This window comes from Nocardia sp. XZ_19_369, assembly GCF_015355715.1.
Classification (GTDB): domain Bacteria; phylum Actinomycetota; class Actinomycetes; order Mycobacteriales; family Mycobacteriaceae; genus Nocardia.
Map to the genome: position 1 here is coordinate 109,924 of NZ_JACVED010000013.1, position 18,325 is coordinate 128,248.

Annotated in this window: 11 protein-coding genes; 5 read left to right on the plus strand and 6 right to left on the minus strand. The window is 68.6% G+C overall.

Features of this window, described 5'->3' with window-relative positions; all coding sequences use genetic code 11:
- The first annotated feature begins 211 nt into the window (after positions 1-211).
- Entirely contained in the window at positions 212-1,843 is a 1,632-nt protein-coding gene (locus IBX18_RS38165; RefSeq protein WP_194838295.1) for a DUF2207 domain-containing protein, read from the plus strand.
- Positions 1,844-1,970: 127 nt separating this feature from the next.
- Here IBX18_RS38165 and IBX18_RS38170 read toward each other — a convergent pair whose 3' ends face one another.
- The 6 genes from IBX18_RS38170 to IBX18_RS38195 form a co-directional block, all read right to left on the minus strand.
- Positions 1,971-3,260, minus strand: a complete 1,290-nt coding sequence (locus IBX18_RS38170; RefSeq protein ID WP_194838296.1) for an ROK family transcriptional regulator — start codon at positions 3,258-3,260, stop codon at positions 1,971-1,973.
- Between the two features lie 406 nt (positions 3,261-3,666).
- Positions 3,667-4,371, minus strand: coding sequence for a hypothetical protein (locus IBX18_RS38175; RefSeq protein WP_194838297.1), 705 nt, complete (start codon positions 4,369-4,371; stop codon positions 3,667-3,669).
- Positions 4,372-4,486: 115 nt separating this feature from the next.
- Entirely contained in the window at positions 4,487-5,164 is a 678-nt protein-coding gene (locus tag IBX18_RS38180; protein ID WP_194838298.1) for a TetR/AcrR family transcriptional regulator, read from the minus strand.
- Positions 5,161-7,443 (minus strand): MMPL family transporter, encoded by a 2,283-nt coding sequence (locus IBX18_RS38185; protein WP_194838299.1) that lies wholly within the window; start codon positions 7,441-7,443, stop codon positions 5,161-5,163. The genes IBX18_RS38180 and IBX18_RS38185 overlap by 4 nt, the downstream gene beginning before the upstream one ends.
- 86 nt (positions 7,444-7,529) lie before the next feature.
- Positions 7,530-8,831 (minus strand): ammonium transporter, encoded by a 1,302-nt coding sequence (locus tag IBX18_RS38190; protein ID WP_194838300.1) that lies wholly within the window; start codon positions 8,829-8,831, stop codon positions 7,530-7,532.
- A 134-nt stretch (positions 8,832-8,965) separates the two neighbouring features.
- Positions 8,966-9,790, minus strand: coding sequence for a hypothetical protein (locus IBX18_RS38195; protein WP_147130387.1), 825 nt, complete (start codon positions 9,788-9,790; stop codon positions 8,966-8,968).
- Positions 9,791-10,259: 469 nt separating this feature from the next.
- Between IBX18_RS38195 and IBX18_RS43555 the strand changes: the two genes are divergently transcribed.
- The 4 genes from IBX18_RS43555 to IBX18_RS38215 all read left to right on the plus strand — a co-directional run bounded on the left by IBX18_RS43555 (position 10,260) and on the right by IBX18_RS38215 (position 18,271).
- The gene (locus IBX18_RS43555) at positions 10,260-13,274 is read left to right on the plus strand and encodes a DNA polymerase III subunit gamma and tau (protein ID WP_373889266.1); all 3,015 of its coding nucleotides are present in this window, start codon (positions 10,260-10,262) and stop codon (positions 13,272-13,274) included.
- 291 nt (positions 13,275-13,565) lie between these two features.
- The gene (locus IBX18_RS38205; RefSeq protein WP_107653703.1) at positions 13,566-14,780 is read left to right on the plus strand and encodes an acetyl-CoA C-acetyltransferase; all 1,215 of its coding nucleotides are present in this window, start codon (positions 13,566-13,568) and stop codon (positions 14,778-14,780) included.
- Positions 14,781-14,896: 116 nt separating this feature from the next.
- Complete coding sequence (locus IBX18_RS38210; RefSeq protein ID WP_306796590.1) at positions 14,897-17,047, plus strand: 3-hydroxyacyl-CoA dehydrogenase NAD-binding domain-containing protein; 2,151 nt, start codon at positions 14,897-14,899, stop codon at positions 17,045-17,047.
- 117 nt (positions 17,048-17,164) lie between these two features.
- Positions 17,165-18,271 carry an esterase-like activity of phytase family protein gene (locus tag IBX18_RS38215; protein ID WP_306796591.1) on the plus strand — a complete coding sequence of 369 codons (1,107 nt, stop codon included), beginning with the start codon at positions 17,165-17,167 and terminating at the stop codon, positions 18,269-18,271.
- The last annotated feature ends 54 nt before the right edge of the window (positions 18,272-18,325 follow it).

Genomic DNA, 18,325 nt, shown 5'->3' on the forward strand with positions numbered 1-18,325 from the left:
CTGACCGTGACCCTGCTCGCCGTGCGTCGGCGGGGGTCCATACCCCGAGCCAGCCGACTGTCCGTATCCGGGCGAAGGCGGAACAGCTCGCCCACCAGGCGGAACCGGTCCGTGTCCGTACGGTGGTTGTGTCACGCCCCCGTACCCCCTCGTCTCAATGATCACCGACAGCCGATGACGCAGAATAGCAAGCTGTCTAAAGTAGGCAGCCATGCTGACTTTTCGGTGGGGCGCCCTGGGCGCGCTGCTGCTCGCCACCGCGGGATTGCTCGCGACCGCCCCGATTGCCCACACCCAGCCCGCACCGACCGGTGTGTCCATCATTGCCGATCTGAAGCTCAGCCGCGAGGGTGTGCTCGAGGTGGTCGAGCAGGTGACGGTGCCGCAGGACGGCACATTCCGGATGTCGCTGCCGTTGCGGCTGAAGGTGAGCGACGACGTCGAGCGCCATTTCAAGGTCACCGATGTGGACACCAAGGGTGCGGGCACCGCGACGGTGGCGAACGATCAATTCACCATCGAGGCGAAACCTGGTGAGTCGACCTTCACCTACTCGGTGCACAACCTCGTCAACGATGCGCCAGGCAGCCAGGTGTTCAACTGGCTCGGCGTGATGGGCAGCGATATCGCCTCGATCAGCGCCACCTTGATCAGCCCGAGCTTCGAAATGGGCATCGTTGACTGCAAACTCGGCCAGTCCGGCAACACCAGGCCGTGCGCCGATGTGATGACCGAGGTCGACGGTGTGCTCCATCTAGAGCAGACCGATTTGAAGAAGGGGGAGGCGATCGACCTCACCCTGCAACTGCCGCCGGGCAGTGTCCCTAGCAACGCCGACGTGCGCGACACCAGCGACTCCGGCCCGTTCGCGATCACCACACCGGTGCTCATCGCGTTCGGCGTGCTGTTGCTGGCGCTGGCCGGGATGGCCGCCTTCGTCCTCCGTGCGCGGCGCGAGAATGCCGCTGCCGGAACGGGTTCGGAGACACTCGATCCGCTGGTGCGCGACGGCGAGCGCGTGCAGTTCACCTCGCCGGACGGCGTACTGCCCGGCGAGGCGGGGCTGCTGCTCGACGAGCATGTCGACCCGGTCGATATCGCCGCCACCGTGGTGGATCTAGCTGTGCGCCGGTACATCTGGATCACGCCGCTCGGTGAGACGGATTGGCGGATCACCCGGGTCAACGCGCCCGACGACCAGTTGCGTGCGTACGAGAAGGCCGTCTACGCGGCGCTGCTGCCCGATGGCACCGACGCCGTCACTATCACCGAACTGCGCGCACCCGGCCGGGTGCAGTCCGGACCGGTGCGGGCTGCGCTCGTCGCCGACGCGGTCACCCGCGGCACCTTCAGTAATCGCCGTGGCTTGGGTCCGGCGACCTGGCTGGGCGGTGCGCTGCTCGTCGGCGGTGTCGGCGCGACGATCGCGCTTGCGTTGACCTCGGGTCACGCGCTGGTCGGCGTCGCGATCGCGCTCGCCGGTGTCGCCACCCTGCTGCTCCCGAAGTACCTGCCGGTGCGCACCGCGCACGGTCTCACCTTGACCAGACAGATCCGCGCACTCCAGCGCGGCCTGGAATCGGCCCGGCGCGAGCAGGTTCCGCCGCTCGACCAGGAGACGGTGTTCTCCCGTGCCCTGCCCTTCATGGTGATCGGCGGCCGTGCCGACAACTGGATCCGCGCCTTCCGCGACCTGAACCCCTCCGCCGACTCCCAACCCGGCCTCTACTGGTTCGGCAGCTTCGACCGCGACCGCAACCTCCAGCGCTTCGCAGGCCACTTCCCGTTCTTCATCACGGCCTTGGAAGGACTGTTCGCCAAGGCGGGCGATCCGCACCGGTAGTGGGCGTGGCACGCCGCACCCGTAGCGAAGCGAGGCGGCCTGCGCGCCCACTATCGATGCAAGGGAACCGAATTCGCCCGGATCGGCCTGAAGAGTGTCCGCTCAGGCCGACTCCGGGGTCTATTGCTCAGTCGCCGAGGGTGGTCCGGCGGATGGCCGCGAGCGGGTCCGCGTAGAGCACACTCAGCGAGGTGACCACTGCGGCGAATTCCTGGACCTTGCCGCCGAATCCGCTGATCCGGATGTCGGTGGGCGGGAGAGTGGAGCCCTGGTTGAAGGCGCGGGCCACGTGGGCGACGGCGGGGCGGTAGCCGGTGAAGGCTTGGCCGCCGAGGATCACCCGGTCGGGGTTGAGCATGTCCCGGACCATGGCCACGGTGTGGCCGAGGATGGTGGCGCGCTCGGCGAGCAGTTCCCTGGCCGGTTCCGAACCGGATTCGGCCGCCCGGTACAGGTCGACGATGGTCGAGCCCGCGCTGCCGTTGTACGCCGGGATGATGCCCCGACCGACGGCCCGCGAATGCAGCGAACGGTCGCCGACGGTTACCTCGAGGCAACCCCGTCTGCCGCAGGTGCATTCGACATCCGAGCCGGTCGGCAAGTGCGCGATCGAGCCGGGCCCGTTGCTCGGCGTGTGTACGCGACCATCCAAAGTCACTGCGACACCGGCGGTTTCGCGGACGTAGAAGTACAGGCTGCTGCCGCGCTCCGGACCGGCGACCCGGCCGTTGGCGGTGTCGCGCGCTTCGATGGTCGGCAGCAACAACTCCGAGGCCGCCATCGCCTCGACATGCGGGGCCACCGAAACAGGCAGCTCGAGCACCTCGCCGAGCACTGCGCCGATCTGCGCGCCCTGCCATTCCAGCTTGGGATGGTCGACCACGCCGGTGAGCGGATCGACCCGCCCGCCGATGGCGACGCCCGCCCACAGCGGCTTGCGCCGATGCCAGCGCTGCAGGAACGCCTTGGCGCTGCGGGCGACGGTGGTGGTGGCGAATTCCTGGCCGGTTTGCGGGGTGGCGATGGCCAGCCCGCCGAGGATGCGGCCGCGCAGGTCGGCCGCCACGATCTTGGTGACCGCCGCGCCGATGTGGATGCCTAGGGTCAGGTACGCCTCGTGGTCGATCTCGAAGGGCACCCGCGGTCGTCCGACCGCACCGGAGGCCGTCAGGTCGGGCCGTTCGCGCAGCAGGCCGGCGGCGAGCAGCGCGGACACCTGGCGGTTGACCGTCGCGATGCTCAAACCCGTTGAGCGCGCGGCATTGTCGCGCGAGACGGGGCCACCGGTGGCGGAGCGGAGCACCGCGGCCGCCGGGTTGTCGGCGATGCGCAGTTCCGGGGCGACCACGGGACGCTGGACGCGAACGCGGCCGCCGCCAACCCTGGCGACGGATCGTTCGAGGGTAGGGAGGGACATAGTGCAGATTCCTTGCCGAGGTCCCGCGACTGGCGGGACGTGCCTACATGGGCGACTAGGCAGCAAACGAGCCGGAAAAGCAGCTCAGCTGCAGCAAGGGCGACAACACAGTTCGCGGGTCAATGGCAGCCGCAGACCCAGCGCGGCGGTCACATAGGTGACGCGCAGGGCGCTCGATCGGTTGGCAGACATGTAGATGAAATTAACACCGCTGCCCGCGACTCACCAAGCCTCAATCCGCCGCTGTGTTGTCGCACACACCGTTTCCGCAGGTCGCCGCCGAGCCTTGTCGACTGACGCGGAGGCTTCCGGCGCCGGTCGAGCGAGGAAAGCAGTCGCAAATGAAAGGTCCCGCCCAGCGAGCGGAGGCTGGGCGGGACCTAGTCGCGGCAGTGGCGACCGCGAGCTACTTCGGCGGGTTGAACGGCTGGTTGATCGTGGTGAAGTACTGGATCGCCGCACCGATCGCGACCGGAGCGGTGATGAAGATCTGGCCTGCGACAGTGCCGAGGGCACCCACGGCGATGATGCCGCCGAGGCAACCGATGGCCGCGGCGGGGAGGAACGGACCGAACAGGCCGATGATGGTGGCCGAGGCGGCGGTGGCGCCGAGAATGCCGCCGAGCACGCAACCGACGGCCGCGCCGCCCAGCCCACCGACGAGCGTGCCGATGGTCGCGCCCGCACTGATCGTGCTGGTCAGCCGACTCCACGCGGCCTGTTCACGGTCGTACTCGGACTTCCACGGCGCCTTGTCCTCGAAGGGCAGCGCGACCGGCTTGTAGGTGGCGTGCTGCTCGTCGATCTGCGGGGTGAGCGTGGCGGTGCGCTGGGAAATCTGGGCGGCGATCGGGAATTCGAAGTCGTCGATGCGCAGCCGCAACGGTGTCGCGGCGATCACCGTGCCGTCGGCTGCTTTGATCTTGAAGGCATCGTCCTCGACGACCAGCGACCCGGAATCGGTCGTGATGATCGATGACTTGTCGGTGGCGCGCGCGGTGAAGTTCACCGGGCCCTCGGTGGTCTGCGGTGCGGCGACGGAAGTGCCAGCGGCGACTCCGGTCGCCATGGTCACCAGCGCCGCGACCACGGCAAGCTTCCTCATCCTCATGTACTGCGATCCCTCGTTAGACGGTGCTGTCGAGGCAAAGCATCGAGGAGAAAGCCCAGGAGAACGAGGGAAAAACGCAGCCAGATTCCAATGCGGGCGGCGCGCGAGCGGCCGTTCAGAGCTTGCGGCGCAGCTCGCCGAGCCAGTCGGCGGCCTCGTCCGGCGCCGCGTCGCTACCGATCATGTCGACCACCACGTGGCCGACGCATGCCGCGCGCAGCACTCGGCCCGCCGCCACCTCGGTATCGCCCCACGGGACGAACGGTTTGGCGATCAGCAGCGACGCGATGCCGTGCGCGGCCGCCCACAGGTCGAGCACGACCGGCATCGGGTCACCCGGGGTGAACACGTCCGCGTCCATGCATTCCTGCACCGTCTGCGAAAAACGCTGGAACGCACCGCTTCCGAGCACCTGATCCACCGCACCGCCTGCCGTGGCCGGTGTGGTCGCCAGCCGATACTGCTCGGGATGCGCCCTGGCGAACCGGACATACGCCAGCCCCTGCTGATAGAGCCGGGTGATCGGGGACACCGTCAGATCGGTCTCGGCCGCGATCGCGGCGTCCAGGTCCTCGAAGACCTGCACGACCACCGCCTCGATGAGCTCGTCCTTGTCGGCGAAGTGCCGATAGATCGAGGGCGCGCTCACGCCGACCCGCTTGCCGATCTCCCGGATCGACACCGCGTCGGCATGGCCGGTGCGGGCCAGCAATTCCCTTGCCACCTCGAGGATTTCGGTGCGCAGCTGGGCGCCGCTGCCGCGCGCCGAGCGGGATCGGCCGGTACGGATCATTCGCGACCGGCCGGCACGCGCTCGGCGGGAACGGCAGCGGCGTGCTCGCGCAACCCGATTCGGGCATGCAGGCGGGCCAGCGGCGCGGGCGCCCACCAGTTCGCGGTACCCATCAGCTTCATCAGGGCGGGCGCGAGCATGGTGCGGACGAGGGTGGCGTCGGCGAGCACGGTCAGCGTGAGGCCGAGGCCCATCAGCTGAATGAACGACACCTTGGAGGTCACCATCGCGCCGATCACGATGGCCATGAGAACGGCTGCGGCGGTGAAGATTCGGCCGGTTCTGGCGACGCCGACCGCCAGCGCGTGCTCGTTGTCCTTCGCGGTGCGCACCACGACGCCGTCCACCACCCGGCCGGAGGCGAGCCATTCCTCGCGCACCCGGGAGAGCAGGAACACCTCGTAGTCCATCGACATCCCGAACGCGAGGCAGAACATCAAAATCGGCATCGTCGGCGTCATGTAACCCACCGCGGTGAAGCCGAGCAGCCCGGACAGGTGGCCGTCCTGGAATATCCACACCATCGCGCCGAACGCTGCCGTCAGCGAAAGCGTATTGAGCACAATGGCTTTGAGCGGCAACAGCAGACTGCCGGTGAACAGGAACAGCACCACGAAGGTGGCGAGCGCGATCAGTGCGATGGCCAGCGGCATGCGCTTGCCGAGCGAGTCGAGAGCATCGGCATTGACCGCCGCGGCCCCGCCGAACAGCGCGGGCGAGGGCGCCGGCACCGCCCGCAGCTCGTGCAGCTGGGCCTCGCCCGCAGGCGAGAACGGGTCGACCCGGGTGGCGACATTGAGGTATTCGCCGGTGCCGTTGGCCATTCCGGGCGGGCCACCGGCCACTCGCGCACCCTTGACGAAGACACCGGCGCTGGACAGCACCGCCGACACCCCGTCGGTGCGGGACAGTCCCTTGGCGTACTCGCCGACCGGCCCTGGCCCGCCTTGATAGCCGTCCAGGACGACGGTGGTGTTGTTGCCCGAGTTGGCCGCCGGGAACTCGGCCCGCAGCACGTCACCGACCTGGCGGCTGGCGGCACTCGTCGGCAGCACCCGGTCGTCGGGGTAGCCGAATTTCACCGAGAGGAACGGTGATCCGAGCGCGAGGAACAGCACGACGAGGATCAGCGCGACCGGTACGGAGTGCCCCATCACCCAGGTCACTACGCGATACCAGCGGCTCTGTTCCGGCACCAGCGGTGCCATCGGATCAGGCGCCGAGCGGCCGAACATGCGGCGCAACGGAACTCGGATGTCGAGCGCGTTCACCCGGTGCCCGAGCAGCGCCAGCGCGGCGGGCAGGATCACGATCGCCGCCGCCGCGGCCGTGGCGACCACCGCGACGCCTGCGTAGGCGAACGAGCGCAGGAAGTAGATGTCGAAGATGCTCAGCACGGCCAGCGAAAGCGCCACGGTCAGTGCGGAATACAGCACCGTGCGCCCAGCGGTCTGCACCGCGCGAATGGTGGCGGGCACCGGATCGAGGCCGTTGCCGAGCTCCTCGCGGTACCGGCTGACGATGAACAGGCTGTAGTCGATCGCCAGCGCGAGACCCAGCGCGGTGGTCATGTTCAGCGCGTAGATGGACACGTCGGTGACCAGCGTGAACATCCGCAGAATGGCCAGCGTGACCAGGATGGCGAAGATGCCGACCGTCAGCGGCAGCGCGGCCGCGATCAGACTGCCGAACACCAGCACGAGCACGACCAGTGACACCGGTATCGCCACGCCCTCCGCGAGGGCGAGGTCGTGGGTGATCTGTTTGTTCACATCGTGATAGACGGCGGCGATGCCGCTCTGCCGGATAGTGACGCCGTCGGTGGTGCCGGTGAGCTGCTCGGTGAGTTCGCCCGCGGTCCGCTGCGCGTCGGTCTCGTCACCGGACAGGTACGCCAGCACCAGCGCGTCCTTGCCGCTGGTGCTGCGCAGCGCGGAGGCCACCGCGGGCTGAGCGGTCCAATACGACTGCACACCTTTGACGTCGGCGCGGGCGCGCAGCGTGTCCACCAGATGGGTGCCCGCCGCGCGGGTGGCCGGTGCGTCGGCACCCGCCTCCGAGCTCACCAGCAGCACGTAGTTGGGCGAGGCACCCTCGAAATTGTCCGCGAGGAGCCGCTCGACCTCGGACGACTCCGCATCGGGCGAGGTGAAGCCCGCCGACTTCAGATGCGAAGCCGCCGTCGCGCCGAACACCCCGCACAGGATCGCCAGGGCGGCCGCGGCGAGCAGGATCGCCCGTGGATATCGGGTGGCGATCTGAGCAATCCGAATCAGCACGCGCGGCTCCCTTGCTCGGCGCAGTAGGTTAACGGCGTTAGCGTAACGCCGTTAATCCCGCGCCGATAGAGCGAACTATCGCTCGTTCAGTGATCCCGGTCACCCGCGTTTCCCTGGCCGAAATGGCCTTCACCGAACCGGCGCGGCGAGTGGCCGTGCACACCCTCGGCGTAGGCGGTCTCGGCGTGCAGCGCGAAGTCGATGCCCGCCGTCTCGTCCTCGGGGCTCACCCGGAAGCCGATGGTGCGATCGATCAGCTTGCCGAGCGCGAAGCTCACCGCGAACGCGTACGCCGCGACGACGAGCACGCCGACCACCTGCTTGCCGAGCTGCGCCAGCCCGCCGCCGAAGAACAGCCCGTCGACGCCACCGGTCATCACCTGGGTGGCGAGCAAGCCGATCAAGACCGTGCCGACGATGCCGCCGACGAAGTGCACGCCGACCACGTCGAGCGAATCGTCATAGCCCGCTTTGAATTTCCAGCCGACCGCGAACGAGCACACCACGCCGGCCGCGAGCCCGACGATCAGCGCGCCGAGCGTATTCACCGACCCGCAGGACGGGGTGATGGCGACCAGACCGGCCACCACGCCGGACGCCGCACCGAAGGTGGTCGGCCTGCCGTCGCGGATCTGCTCGACCGCGAGCCAGCCGAGCATGCCGAGGCAGCCTGCCACCAGCGTGTTCAAAAAGACCGCCGCCGCAACACCATTCGCGGACAGCGCCGATCCGGCATTGAAGCCGAACCAGCCGAACCACAGCAGGCCGGCACCGAGCAGCACGAAGGGCAGATTGTGCGGGCGCATCGCGTCGATCTTGAATCCGATGCGCGGGCCGAGCACCAGGGCGAGCGCGAGTGCCGATGCGCCGGAAGCGATCTCGACGACGAGGCCGCCCGCGTAGTCCAGCGCGCCGAACGAGGCGAGCCAGCCGTCCGGCCCCCACACCCAGTGCGCGATCGGCGCGTAGACCGCCAGTGCCCAGAGCGGCACGAAGATCATCCACGCGGCGAATTTCGCGCGGTCCGCGATCGCGCCGCTGACCAGGGCAGCGGTCAGGATCGCGAAGGTCAGCTGGAAGGTGGCGAACAGCAGCTCCGGTACCGCGCCGCGCAGCGTGGTCGGATCGATGCCCGCCATGCCGACATGGTCGAGGTTGCCGATCAGGCCGCCGCCCGCGTCGTCGCTGAAGGCCAGGCTGTAGCCGAACAGCAGCCAGGCGACGGTCACCAGCGGGATCGCGATGAAGTTCATCATCAGCATGTTGAGCACGCCGGTCGAGCGCACCATCCCGCCGTAGAACAGCGCGAGCGCCGGGGTCATCAGCAGCACCAGGGCTGTGCTGATGAGCAGCCAGGCGGTGGCCGCGGGATCCAGGGGTGTGGACAAGGTAACTCCTTCCACGCGGGGTGCGTTGCAAGGAAATTACCGAATGCTCATTCCCGGATTTGCGCTGGTCTAGGAGTTGCGCGCCACTTCGGACATGGGATGTTTGCCCATGGGCGCCGTGAAAACGGGTGCTATCAGACCCGGGATTTACGGGCTATCGCGCGCTGACCGCGCTTGCCGGGCACCGGGAGATCGTCCTGGATGGCGACCCATTCGGCGGTCGTCAGCCACCGTTCCTGGACGCGGGCGTCGGCGGTGTTGTGGAAGACCCGGCGGCCGCGATCGTCGCGCAATTCCTGGGCGACGGTGGACCAGCGCGGGGCGCGCCCGTGCTCGGCCTGGTAGTCGGCGAGGTAGGCGGCCACCGCGGTGCCGATCGTGTTCACCGGACGCAGCGAGACGCGGTTGCCGTACTGGTCGGAGTAGAACCGCCGCCCGGCGCACAGCGATCCGGCGTTGGCGTTGGAGGCGATCCAGCCCGCGCGCTGGGCGCGTTCGATCAACCAGAGGTGTTTCACCGCGGACGGGGCGATGTCGCCGATGCGGGTCCGGATCAGGGACATGACCTCGTCGGAGGACAGCACGTCGCGCCGGGTCGGGCCGATGCCGTGTGCGGTCCAGTGCGCGTCGGCCAGGGTGGCGAGCGCGCGGCCGAAGTCGTCGATGCTGCGCTGGGCACGGCGGCCGAGGCGCTCGATGCGTTCGGCCTCGCGGCGCATTTCGTTCTGCGCGGTGAGGGTTCGGATCGCGGCCATGGTGGGCACCTGACCGCGCTCGAGCAGCTCGAGGATGGCGGCGGAGGTGGCGGGATCGGCCGCGGCGGCCACCGGGAGCGAGTCGCGTTTGATCGCGAAGTCCTGGGGGCTGATCGCGCGGCTCAGCAGATCGACCGCGGAGCGGTCGCCGGCGAAGTCGGTGCTGGAAAGCAACGCGGCGGCGATGTCATCAGGCGACGGCACGGTGAGAAGTTCCTCCGATGGAAGTGGCACTCGGCTGCGCTGGAACTTTGGTTGTGCGGGAACTTTGGTTGTGCCCCGGTCGGGATGAGGGACCGGCCGGGGCAACCAACCTGATGAAGGTTTGGCTACCGAAGTTGCCGTTTGCCACGGTAGCCAGCGGATTGCGTCGGTGTCACGTGCGTTGACGCTTTCGTTATCTCCACAAACCTGCGGTAAATCGGGGCGTGAGTACATATTTTCCGGTCTACAAGGGGGAATTGGGCGGTATTTTCCCGTGTTCGACCGGTGCTTCGTCAGCGATAGCTCGTGCGTTGCCGCTGCTGTTATCGGTCAGCGGGCGTTAAGAAGGCCTGCAGAATCCTGTGATTTGGATCACATAGTGGTGGCCGCCTGAGGTGGGGTTTCGCCGCGCCTGGCCCGGCGGTCAGCGCGAGTGTTCTTTGTCGGTGCGCGCCGGTAACCTCTGGCCGTGGCTCTGTACCGGAAGTACCGACCGGCAACGTTCGCTGAGGTAGTGGGTCAGGAGCACGTCACCGACCCACTGAGCATCGCCCTGGACACCGGCCGGATCAGTCATGCCTACCTGTTCTCCGGCCCGCGTGGCTGCGGCAAGACCTCCTCCGCGCGCATCCTCGCGCGGTCGCTGAACTGCGTGCAGGGGCCCACCTCGACGCCGTGTGGTGTGTGCCCCTCCTGTATCGCGCTCGGCCCGGGCGGGCCGGGCAATCTCGACGTGATCGAGCTCGACGCCGCGAGTCACGGCGGCGTCGACGACACCCGCGAACTGCGCGACCGCGCCTTCTACGCCCCCGCCGAATCCCGCTACCGGGTGTTCATCGTCGACGAGGCGCACATGGTCACCACGGCGGGCTTCAACGCGCTGCTGAAGATCGTCGAGGAGCCGCCCGCGCACCTGATCTTCATCTTCGCCACCACCGAGCCGGACAAGGTGCTGCCGACCATCCGTTCGCGCACCCACCACTACCCGTTCCGGCTGCTGCCGCCCGCCACCATGCGCGGACTGCTCGGCAAGATCTGCGACCAGGAGCAGGTGACTGTCGAAGAGGCGGTGTACCCCTTGGTGATTCGCGCGGGCGGTGGTTCGCCGCGCGACAGCCTCAGCGTGCTCGACCAGCTGCTGGCCGGTGCCGGCCCGGAGGGTGTCACTTACTCCCGAGCGGTCTCGCTGCTCGGTGTCACCGATGTCGCGTTGATCGACGACGCCGTCATCGCGCTGGCCGACAACGACGGCGCCGCCCTGTTCGGCACCGTCGACCGCGTGATGGAGGCGGGGCACGATCCGCGCCGCTTCGCCGTCGACCTGCTCGAGCGCTTGCGCGACCTGATCCTGATGCGCGCGGTCCCCGACGCCATCGACCGCGGTCTGGTCTCCGGCCCCGGCGACGTCCTCGACCGGATGCGCGAGCAAGCCGAGCGCCTCGGCCCGGCCACCCTGGCTCGCTACGCCGAGCTGCTGCACGCGGCGCTCGGCGAGATGCGCGGCGCCACGTCGCCACGCCTGCTGCTGGAAGTCGTCTGCGCGCGCATGCTGCTGCCGTCGGTATCCGATGCCGAGTCCGCCACGCTGCAGCGATTGGAACGCCTCGAGCGCGGATTCGCCGGCGGCGCGGTTCCCGCCGCGCCCGCCGCATCGCCGAGCTCTGCGCCCGCCGCCCCCGCTGCCCGACCCGCGCCCGTCAATGCTTCCCCTGCCGAATCGAACCGCCGACGCGGTGCCGAAGCGCTCGCCGCCATTCGCCGCGAAACCGCGGGTGCGCCGGCAGCGGACAGCGCGAGTGCCACGCCGGTGGGAGGCCGAGATGCCGCTAGCGGTCCGGTGCCTGTCGCCGGTGCGTCGGGCAACGCGGCTGTCGGTGCCGATGCCGTAGGCGGTGCGGTTGCCCACGGCGGTCGTGCGCCGGTGCACGCTGCGACCGGCATGGATTCGGACAGCTCTATCGGTCGGTCGGCTCAGGTAGCTGCCGAGGCCGGACCGGTGGCCGAGTCGGCCCCGGCTGCCGACCGAGCTCCGGTGGATTCGGACGGTCGGCTTTCGCCCGCAACGGAACACCAAGGCGCACAGGCGGTCTCGCTGACAGATGTCGGTGGCGGACAGGTCGCCGAGCAGGCGCCCGCCGCAGGGCAACCCGCGCCGTCGCAGTCTGCGCCGATGACCACCGAAGCCGCGCCGACCGCCGCGACCGCGCCGACCGCCGCGACCGCGCCGACCGCCGCGACCGCGCCGATCGCCGACGCAGCAGCGAACGCCGGCGCAGCGCCGAGCGCTGCGATCACGCCGAACGCAGCAACCGCGCCGAACACTGGCGCAGCATCGAACGCCGCGACCCCGCCGAACGCAGCAACCGCGCCGAACGCTGGCGCGGCACCGAACGCTGCGACCGCGCCGAGTGCCGCGACTGCGTCAACTGCGGACACCGCGCCGAGTGTCGCGACCGCGCCAGCTACAGAGGCCATGCCGCCTGCCGCGACCGCGCCGAACGCAGCAACCGCGCCAAACGCTGGCGCAGCACAGAATGCCGCGACCGCGCCGAACGCTGGCGCAGCAGCGAACGCCGCGAACGCTGGCGCAGCGCCGGACGCCGTGACCGCGCCGAACGCAGCAACCGCGCCAACTGCGGACACCGCGCCGAACGCCGGGCCCGCGCCGACTGCGGACGCCACGCCGAATGCCGCGACCGCCTCGTCCGCCGAAGCCGCGCAACCAGAGCAGGCTCAGGCCGGGTCGAACGCGGACCTGCTGCGTGAGGTCGAGGGCGCCTGGGCGGACATCCGCACCAAGGTGCGGGAGTTCGGTGCCGCCGTGCAGGCGATGCTGGCCGGTGCCTCGGTCTCGCGTATCGACGGCAACACGATCGTGTTCTCCCATCAGCACGCGCCGCTGGCGCAGCGGCTCTCCGACCCGCGCAACCTGGACGCGGTGCGTTCGGCGGTTCATGCCGTGCTCGGCCGCGAACACGACGTGCGCTGGGAAGCGGGCGGTGCGGCGCAGCGACCGGCGGCGGCGCGGGCCGGTGCGCAGGCGAAACCACAGCGCGGTGCCGGGCAGCCTGCGGGGCGTGAATCCGGCAACGCAGCCGGCAGTGGCACGGATGCCCCTGCCCCGCCGCGTTTCTCGCGGCCGAGCCAAGCCAAGAGCGCCGCAGCGGATAAGCCCGCCGCAAACAAACCGCGCGCGTGGGGCGACGACGACATTCCCCCGCCCGATTTCCCGGATCTACCGGATGATCCCGGCCCTTTTGATTCAGCGCCGCCCGAGTCGGCGCAGCCCCCGGTCGGTAGTGAGGTCAATGGCAGCGGTGGTCTGCCCGCCGACGGGGTGGTGCCCGCCTCCACCGCGGAGGACGAGGAGGAGATGATCCGCGCCGCGGCCGTCCCGGTGGCGCCGGAGGATCGGCGCGACCCCGACGAGGTCGCCCTCGAATTGCTGAAGAGTGAGCTGGGGGCCACACGGCTGAGTGGTTGACAACCACCGCCGTCACGACGTTAAGTTAACCGGAGTTCGCACACCACGGTAGTATGGACGGGTGGCCGTGAGCTCCGGTACGACGAGGTTCTATGGTATGCCCAGGCGTACGGGCGATCGGAACCTGCGTCCGCCGTCGCATGCCGCGTTTTGTACAGCGTCAGGACGGTCGGTCGCAGGACCGGTCGGCGAGGTTACCCGCAGCTGTTCCGCATCGCGTGGAGTAGCCGCACAGAGCGCTCGGACGGACGACGTCCGGCCGCCGCACCTTTAAGGAAGGAACACTCCGATATGACCACAGAGGCCTACATTTACGAGGCCATCCGCACTCCGCGCGGCCGCGGCAAGAAGAACGGCTCGCTGCATTCGGTCAAGCCGATCGACTTGACTGTTGGTCTGATCCAGGAGCTGCGCGGCCGCTTCCCGAACCTCGACGAAGACCGGATCTCGGATCTGATCCTCGGTGTCGTCAGCCCCGTCGGTGACCAGGGCATGGACATCGCCCGCACCGCGGTGACCGTGGCGGGCCTGCCCGACACCGTCGGCGGCTTCCAGCTCAACCGGTTCTGTGCCTCCGGCCTCGAGGCCGTCAACCTGGCCGCGCAGAAGGTGCGCTCGGGCTTCGACGACCTGGTCATCGCGGGTGGCGTCGAGTCCATGTCCCGCGTGGCGATGGGCTCCGACGGCGGCGCGTGGGCGCTCGACCCGGCGACCAACTACGACACCTACTTTGTGCCGCAGGGTGTTTCGGCCGACCTGATCGCCACCATCGAGGGCTTCAGCCGCGATGACGTGGATGCCTACGCGGTGCGCTCGCAGGAGCTGGCCGCCAAGGCCACCACCGGCGGCTACTTCGCCAAGTCCGTCGTCCCGGTCAAGGACCAGAACGGCATCGTCGTGCTGGACAAGGACGAGCACATGCGTCCCGGCACCACCGCCGAGGACCTGGCCAAGCTCAACCCGTCCTTCGCCGTGATCGGTGAGATGGGCGGCTTCGACGCCGTGGCGCTGCAGAAGTACTACTTCGTCGAGAAGATCAACCACGTGCACCACGGTGGCAACAGCTCGGGCATCGTCGACGGTGCCGCGCTGGTGCTCGTCGGCACCGAAGAGGCGGGCAAGGCGTCCGGCCTGACCCCGCGTGCGCGCGTCGTCGCGACCGCCACCAGCGGCGCCGACTCGACCATCATGCTGACCGGTCCCACCCCGGCCGCCAAGAAGGCGCTGGCCAAGGCGGGCCTGTCCATCGAGGACATGGACCTCGTCGAGATCAACGAGGCGTTCGCCTCGGTGGTGCTCAAGTTCCAGAAGGACCTGAACATCCCGGACGAGAAGCTGAACGTCAACGGTGGCGCGATCGCCATGGGCCACCCGCTGGGTGCCACCGGCGCGATGATCACCGGCACCATGGTCGACGAGCTGGAGCGCCGCAACGGCCGCTACGCGCTGATCACCCTGTGCATCGGCGGCGGCATGGGCGTGGCGACCATCATCGAGCGCGTCTAACCCCAACCGGCAGCTGAGAATTCACGGCGGCGTTCGCGTCAGGCCCGGAGGCGGAAGCTTGCGTAACCACGTAGGGCCCGCGAACGCCGCCAATTAGACACAGGAGACACAGAGCTGTGAGCGAAACCAACATGATCGGTTGGGAGCAGGATTCGGACGGCATCGTCACGCTGACGATGGACGACCCGAACCAGGGCGCCAACACGATGAACGAGCTGTACAAGTCGTCGATGACCGCGACGGTCGAGCGGCTCGAGGCCGAGAAGGACAGCATCACCGGCGTGGTGCTGACCTCCGCGAAGAAGACCTTCTTCGCCGGTGGCGACCTGAAGAACATGATGAAGGTCGGCCCGGAAGACGGCCAGGGCCTGATGGATGAGCTCTTCGCCATCAAGGACGCGCTGCGTCGCCTGGAGACCCTGGGCAAGCCGGTCGTCTCCGCCATCAACGGCGCCGCGCTCGGCGGTGGCCTGGAGATCACCCTGGCGACCCACTACCGGATCGCCGCCGACGTACCGGGCGTGCAGCTCGGCCTGCCCGAGGTGAGCCTGGGCCTGCTGCCCGCCGGTGGCGGTGTCACCCGCACCGTGCGCATGCTCGGTCTGCAGAACGCGCTCATGCAGGTGCTGCTGCAGGGCAACAAGTACCGCCCGGCCAAGGCCAAGGAGATCGGCCTGATCAACGAGGTCGTCGGCTCGGTCGAGGAGCTGGTGCCCGCCGCCAAGGCGTGGATCAAGGCCAATCCCGAGGGTGGCGTGCAGCCGTGGGACAAGAAGGGCTACAAGATCCCCGGTGGCACACCGTCCACCCCGGCCTTCGCGGCGAACCTGCCCGCGTTCCCGGCCAACCTGCGTAAGCAGCTCAAGGGCACCAACATGCCTGCCCCGCGGGCGATCATGTCCGCCGCGGTCGAGGGCTCGCAGGTCGACATCGACAACGCGTCGCTCATCGAGTCGCGCTACTTCGTGCACCTGCTCACCGGGCCGGTCGCGAAGAACATGATCCAGGCGTTCTTCTTCGACCTGCAGGCCATCAACAACGGTGGCTCGCGGCCGAAGGACGTGCCGAAGAAGGACATCAAGAAGATCGGCGTGCTCGGCGCGGGCATGATGGGCGCGGGCATCGCGTACGTCTCCGCCAAGGCGGGCTACCAGGTCGTGCTCAAGGACGTCACCATCGAGGCGGCCGAGCGCGGCAAGAACTACTCCGAGAAGATCGAGGCCAAGGCCCTGTCCCGGGGCAAGACCACCGAGGAGAAGTCCAAGGCGCTGCTGGACCGGATCACTCCGTCCGCCGACGCCAAGGATTTCGACGGCGTGGACTTCGTGGTCGAGGCGGTCTTCGAGAACACCGAGCTCAAGCACAAGGTGTTCCAGGAGATCGAGGACATCGTCACCCCGGACGCGCTGCTGGGCTCCAACACCTCCACCCTGCCGATCACCGGCCTCGCCGCCGGGGTGAAGCGCCAGGAAGACTTCATCGGCATCCACTTCTTCTCGCCGGTCGACAAGATGCCGCTGGTGGAGATCATCAAGGGTGAGAAGACCTCGCCCGAGGCGCTGGCCCGGGTGTTCGACTACACCCTCGCGATCAAGAAGACCCCGATCGTCGTGAACGACAGCCGTGGCTTCTTCACCTCGCGCGTGATCGGCACCTTCGTCAACGAGGCGATCGCCATGCTCACCGAGGGCATCGAGCCCGCGACCATCGAGCAGGCCGGTCTGCAGGCGGGCTACCCGGCCGCGCCGCTGCAGCTCTCGGATGAGCTGAACATGAAGCTCATGCAGAAGATCGCCAAGGAGACCATCGAGGCCGCGCAGGCGGGCGACACCACGATGGGCAAGAAGCGCCACCCGGCGCAGGACGTCATCGACTACATGGTCGGTGAGGGTCGTCCGGGTCGCCTCGAGAAGGCGGGCTTCTACGAGTACGACGAGAACGGCAAGCGCACCGGCCTGTGGCCCGGCCTGCGTGAGCACTTCAAGACCACGGCGGATTTCACTGTGCCGCTGCAGGATCTGATCGACCGCATGCTGTTCGCGGAGGCGATCGAGACCCAGAAGTGTTTCGACGAGGGTGTGCTGGAGACCACCGCCGACGCCAACATCGGCTCGATCTTCGGCATCGGCTTCCCGGCCTGGACCGGTGGTGTGCACCAGTTCATCGTCGGTTACCCGGGTGGGCAGGCGGCGTTCGTCGAGCGCGCCGACTACCTCGCCAAGACCTACGGCGATCGCTTCGAGGTTCCCGCCTCGCTGCGTAAGTAGTCACCAACGGTAAAGCCCGCCACCGCGATTCGCGGTGGCGGGCTTTCGCCGTTTCCAGCGCGGGTGATTCGGGTGATGTTCACCCGCCGGTACCGCATTGTGGATAACGTGGTTCCCGTGAGACGTGGATGCCCGCGCGGTGGACAAGCTCTGTTGGTCGCGACCATCGCGGTGGCGCTGGGTGTCGCACCCGCCGCCGCGGCGCCGGAGCCGGGCCCCGCGGTCCGGCTGCTCGGCGAGCAGATCGTGCCGCACGCGCAGGAGTTCCAGGGCACGATGGTCGGCGGCCTGTCCGGGATCGACTTCGATTCCCGCACCGGCGATTACGTGCTCATCAGTGACGACCGCTCGGAACGCAACCCGGCGCGGTTCTACACCGCGCGCTTTTCGGTCGGCGAAAATGGCGCAGGCCCGGTGACTTTCACCGGAACCCGGCCATTGCTGACCGCCGCGGGCGCTGCCTACGGCCCGAAGTCGGTGGACCCGGAGGAGATTCGGGTCGACCCCTGGTCCGGCAACTACTTCTGGACGCAGGAGGGCGAGCGCACCGAGACCGTGCTCGCCGACCCCTCAGTGCGCGTCGCCCGCCCCGACGGCACGTTCGTGAGCGAGCTGCCGATTCCGAACAACGAACGGATGCGGCCGGATTCGGGTCCGCGGCAGAACGCGGCCCTGGAGGGCGCGACCTTCGCCGCCGGTGGCTCGTTGTTCATGACGTCGGTGGAAGATCCACTGCTGCAGGATGGTCCGGTCGCGACGACAACGGCCGGTGCGACCGCGCGGATCACCGTCCAGGCCCGCTTCGGCCCGGTGTTCGCCCAATACGCTTACCCCTTGGAGCCGGTGTTCGCCGAGTCGCGCCCGCAGCCCGGTCTCGGTGGGAACGGTATCGCCTCGATCCTGGCCGCCGACCCGGTCGACCCGACGAAAGTCCTTGTCCTGGAACGCTCTTTCGTCTTCGGTGTCGGTAACAAGATCAGGATCTACCAGGCGGACCTGAGCGGCGCCACCAACGTGCTGGACGCTCCGCTCGGCAACGCCCGACCCGCCACCAAGCGCCTGCTGGTCGATCTGGACGACATCGGCCTCGCGAAGATCGACAACGTCGAAGGCATGACCTGGGGCCCACGCCTGCCGTCCGGCGAACGCACGCTGATCTTGGTGAGCGACAACAACTTCGCCGCCAACCAGATCACCCAGTTCATCGCGCTCGCCGTCCGCTAGCCGCGACCAGCCCGGCCGCGCGCAGACAGCGCCGATAGACCCCGGTCCGCCTTC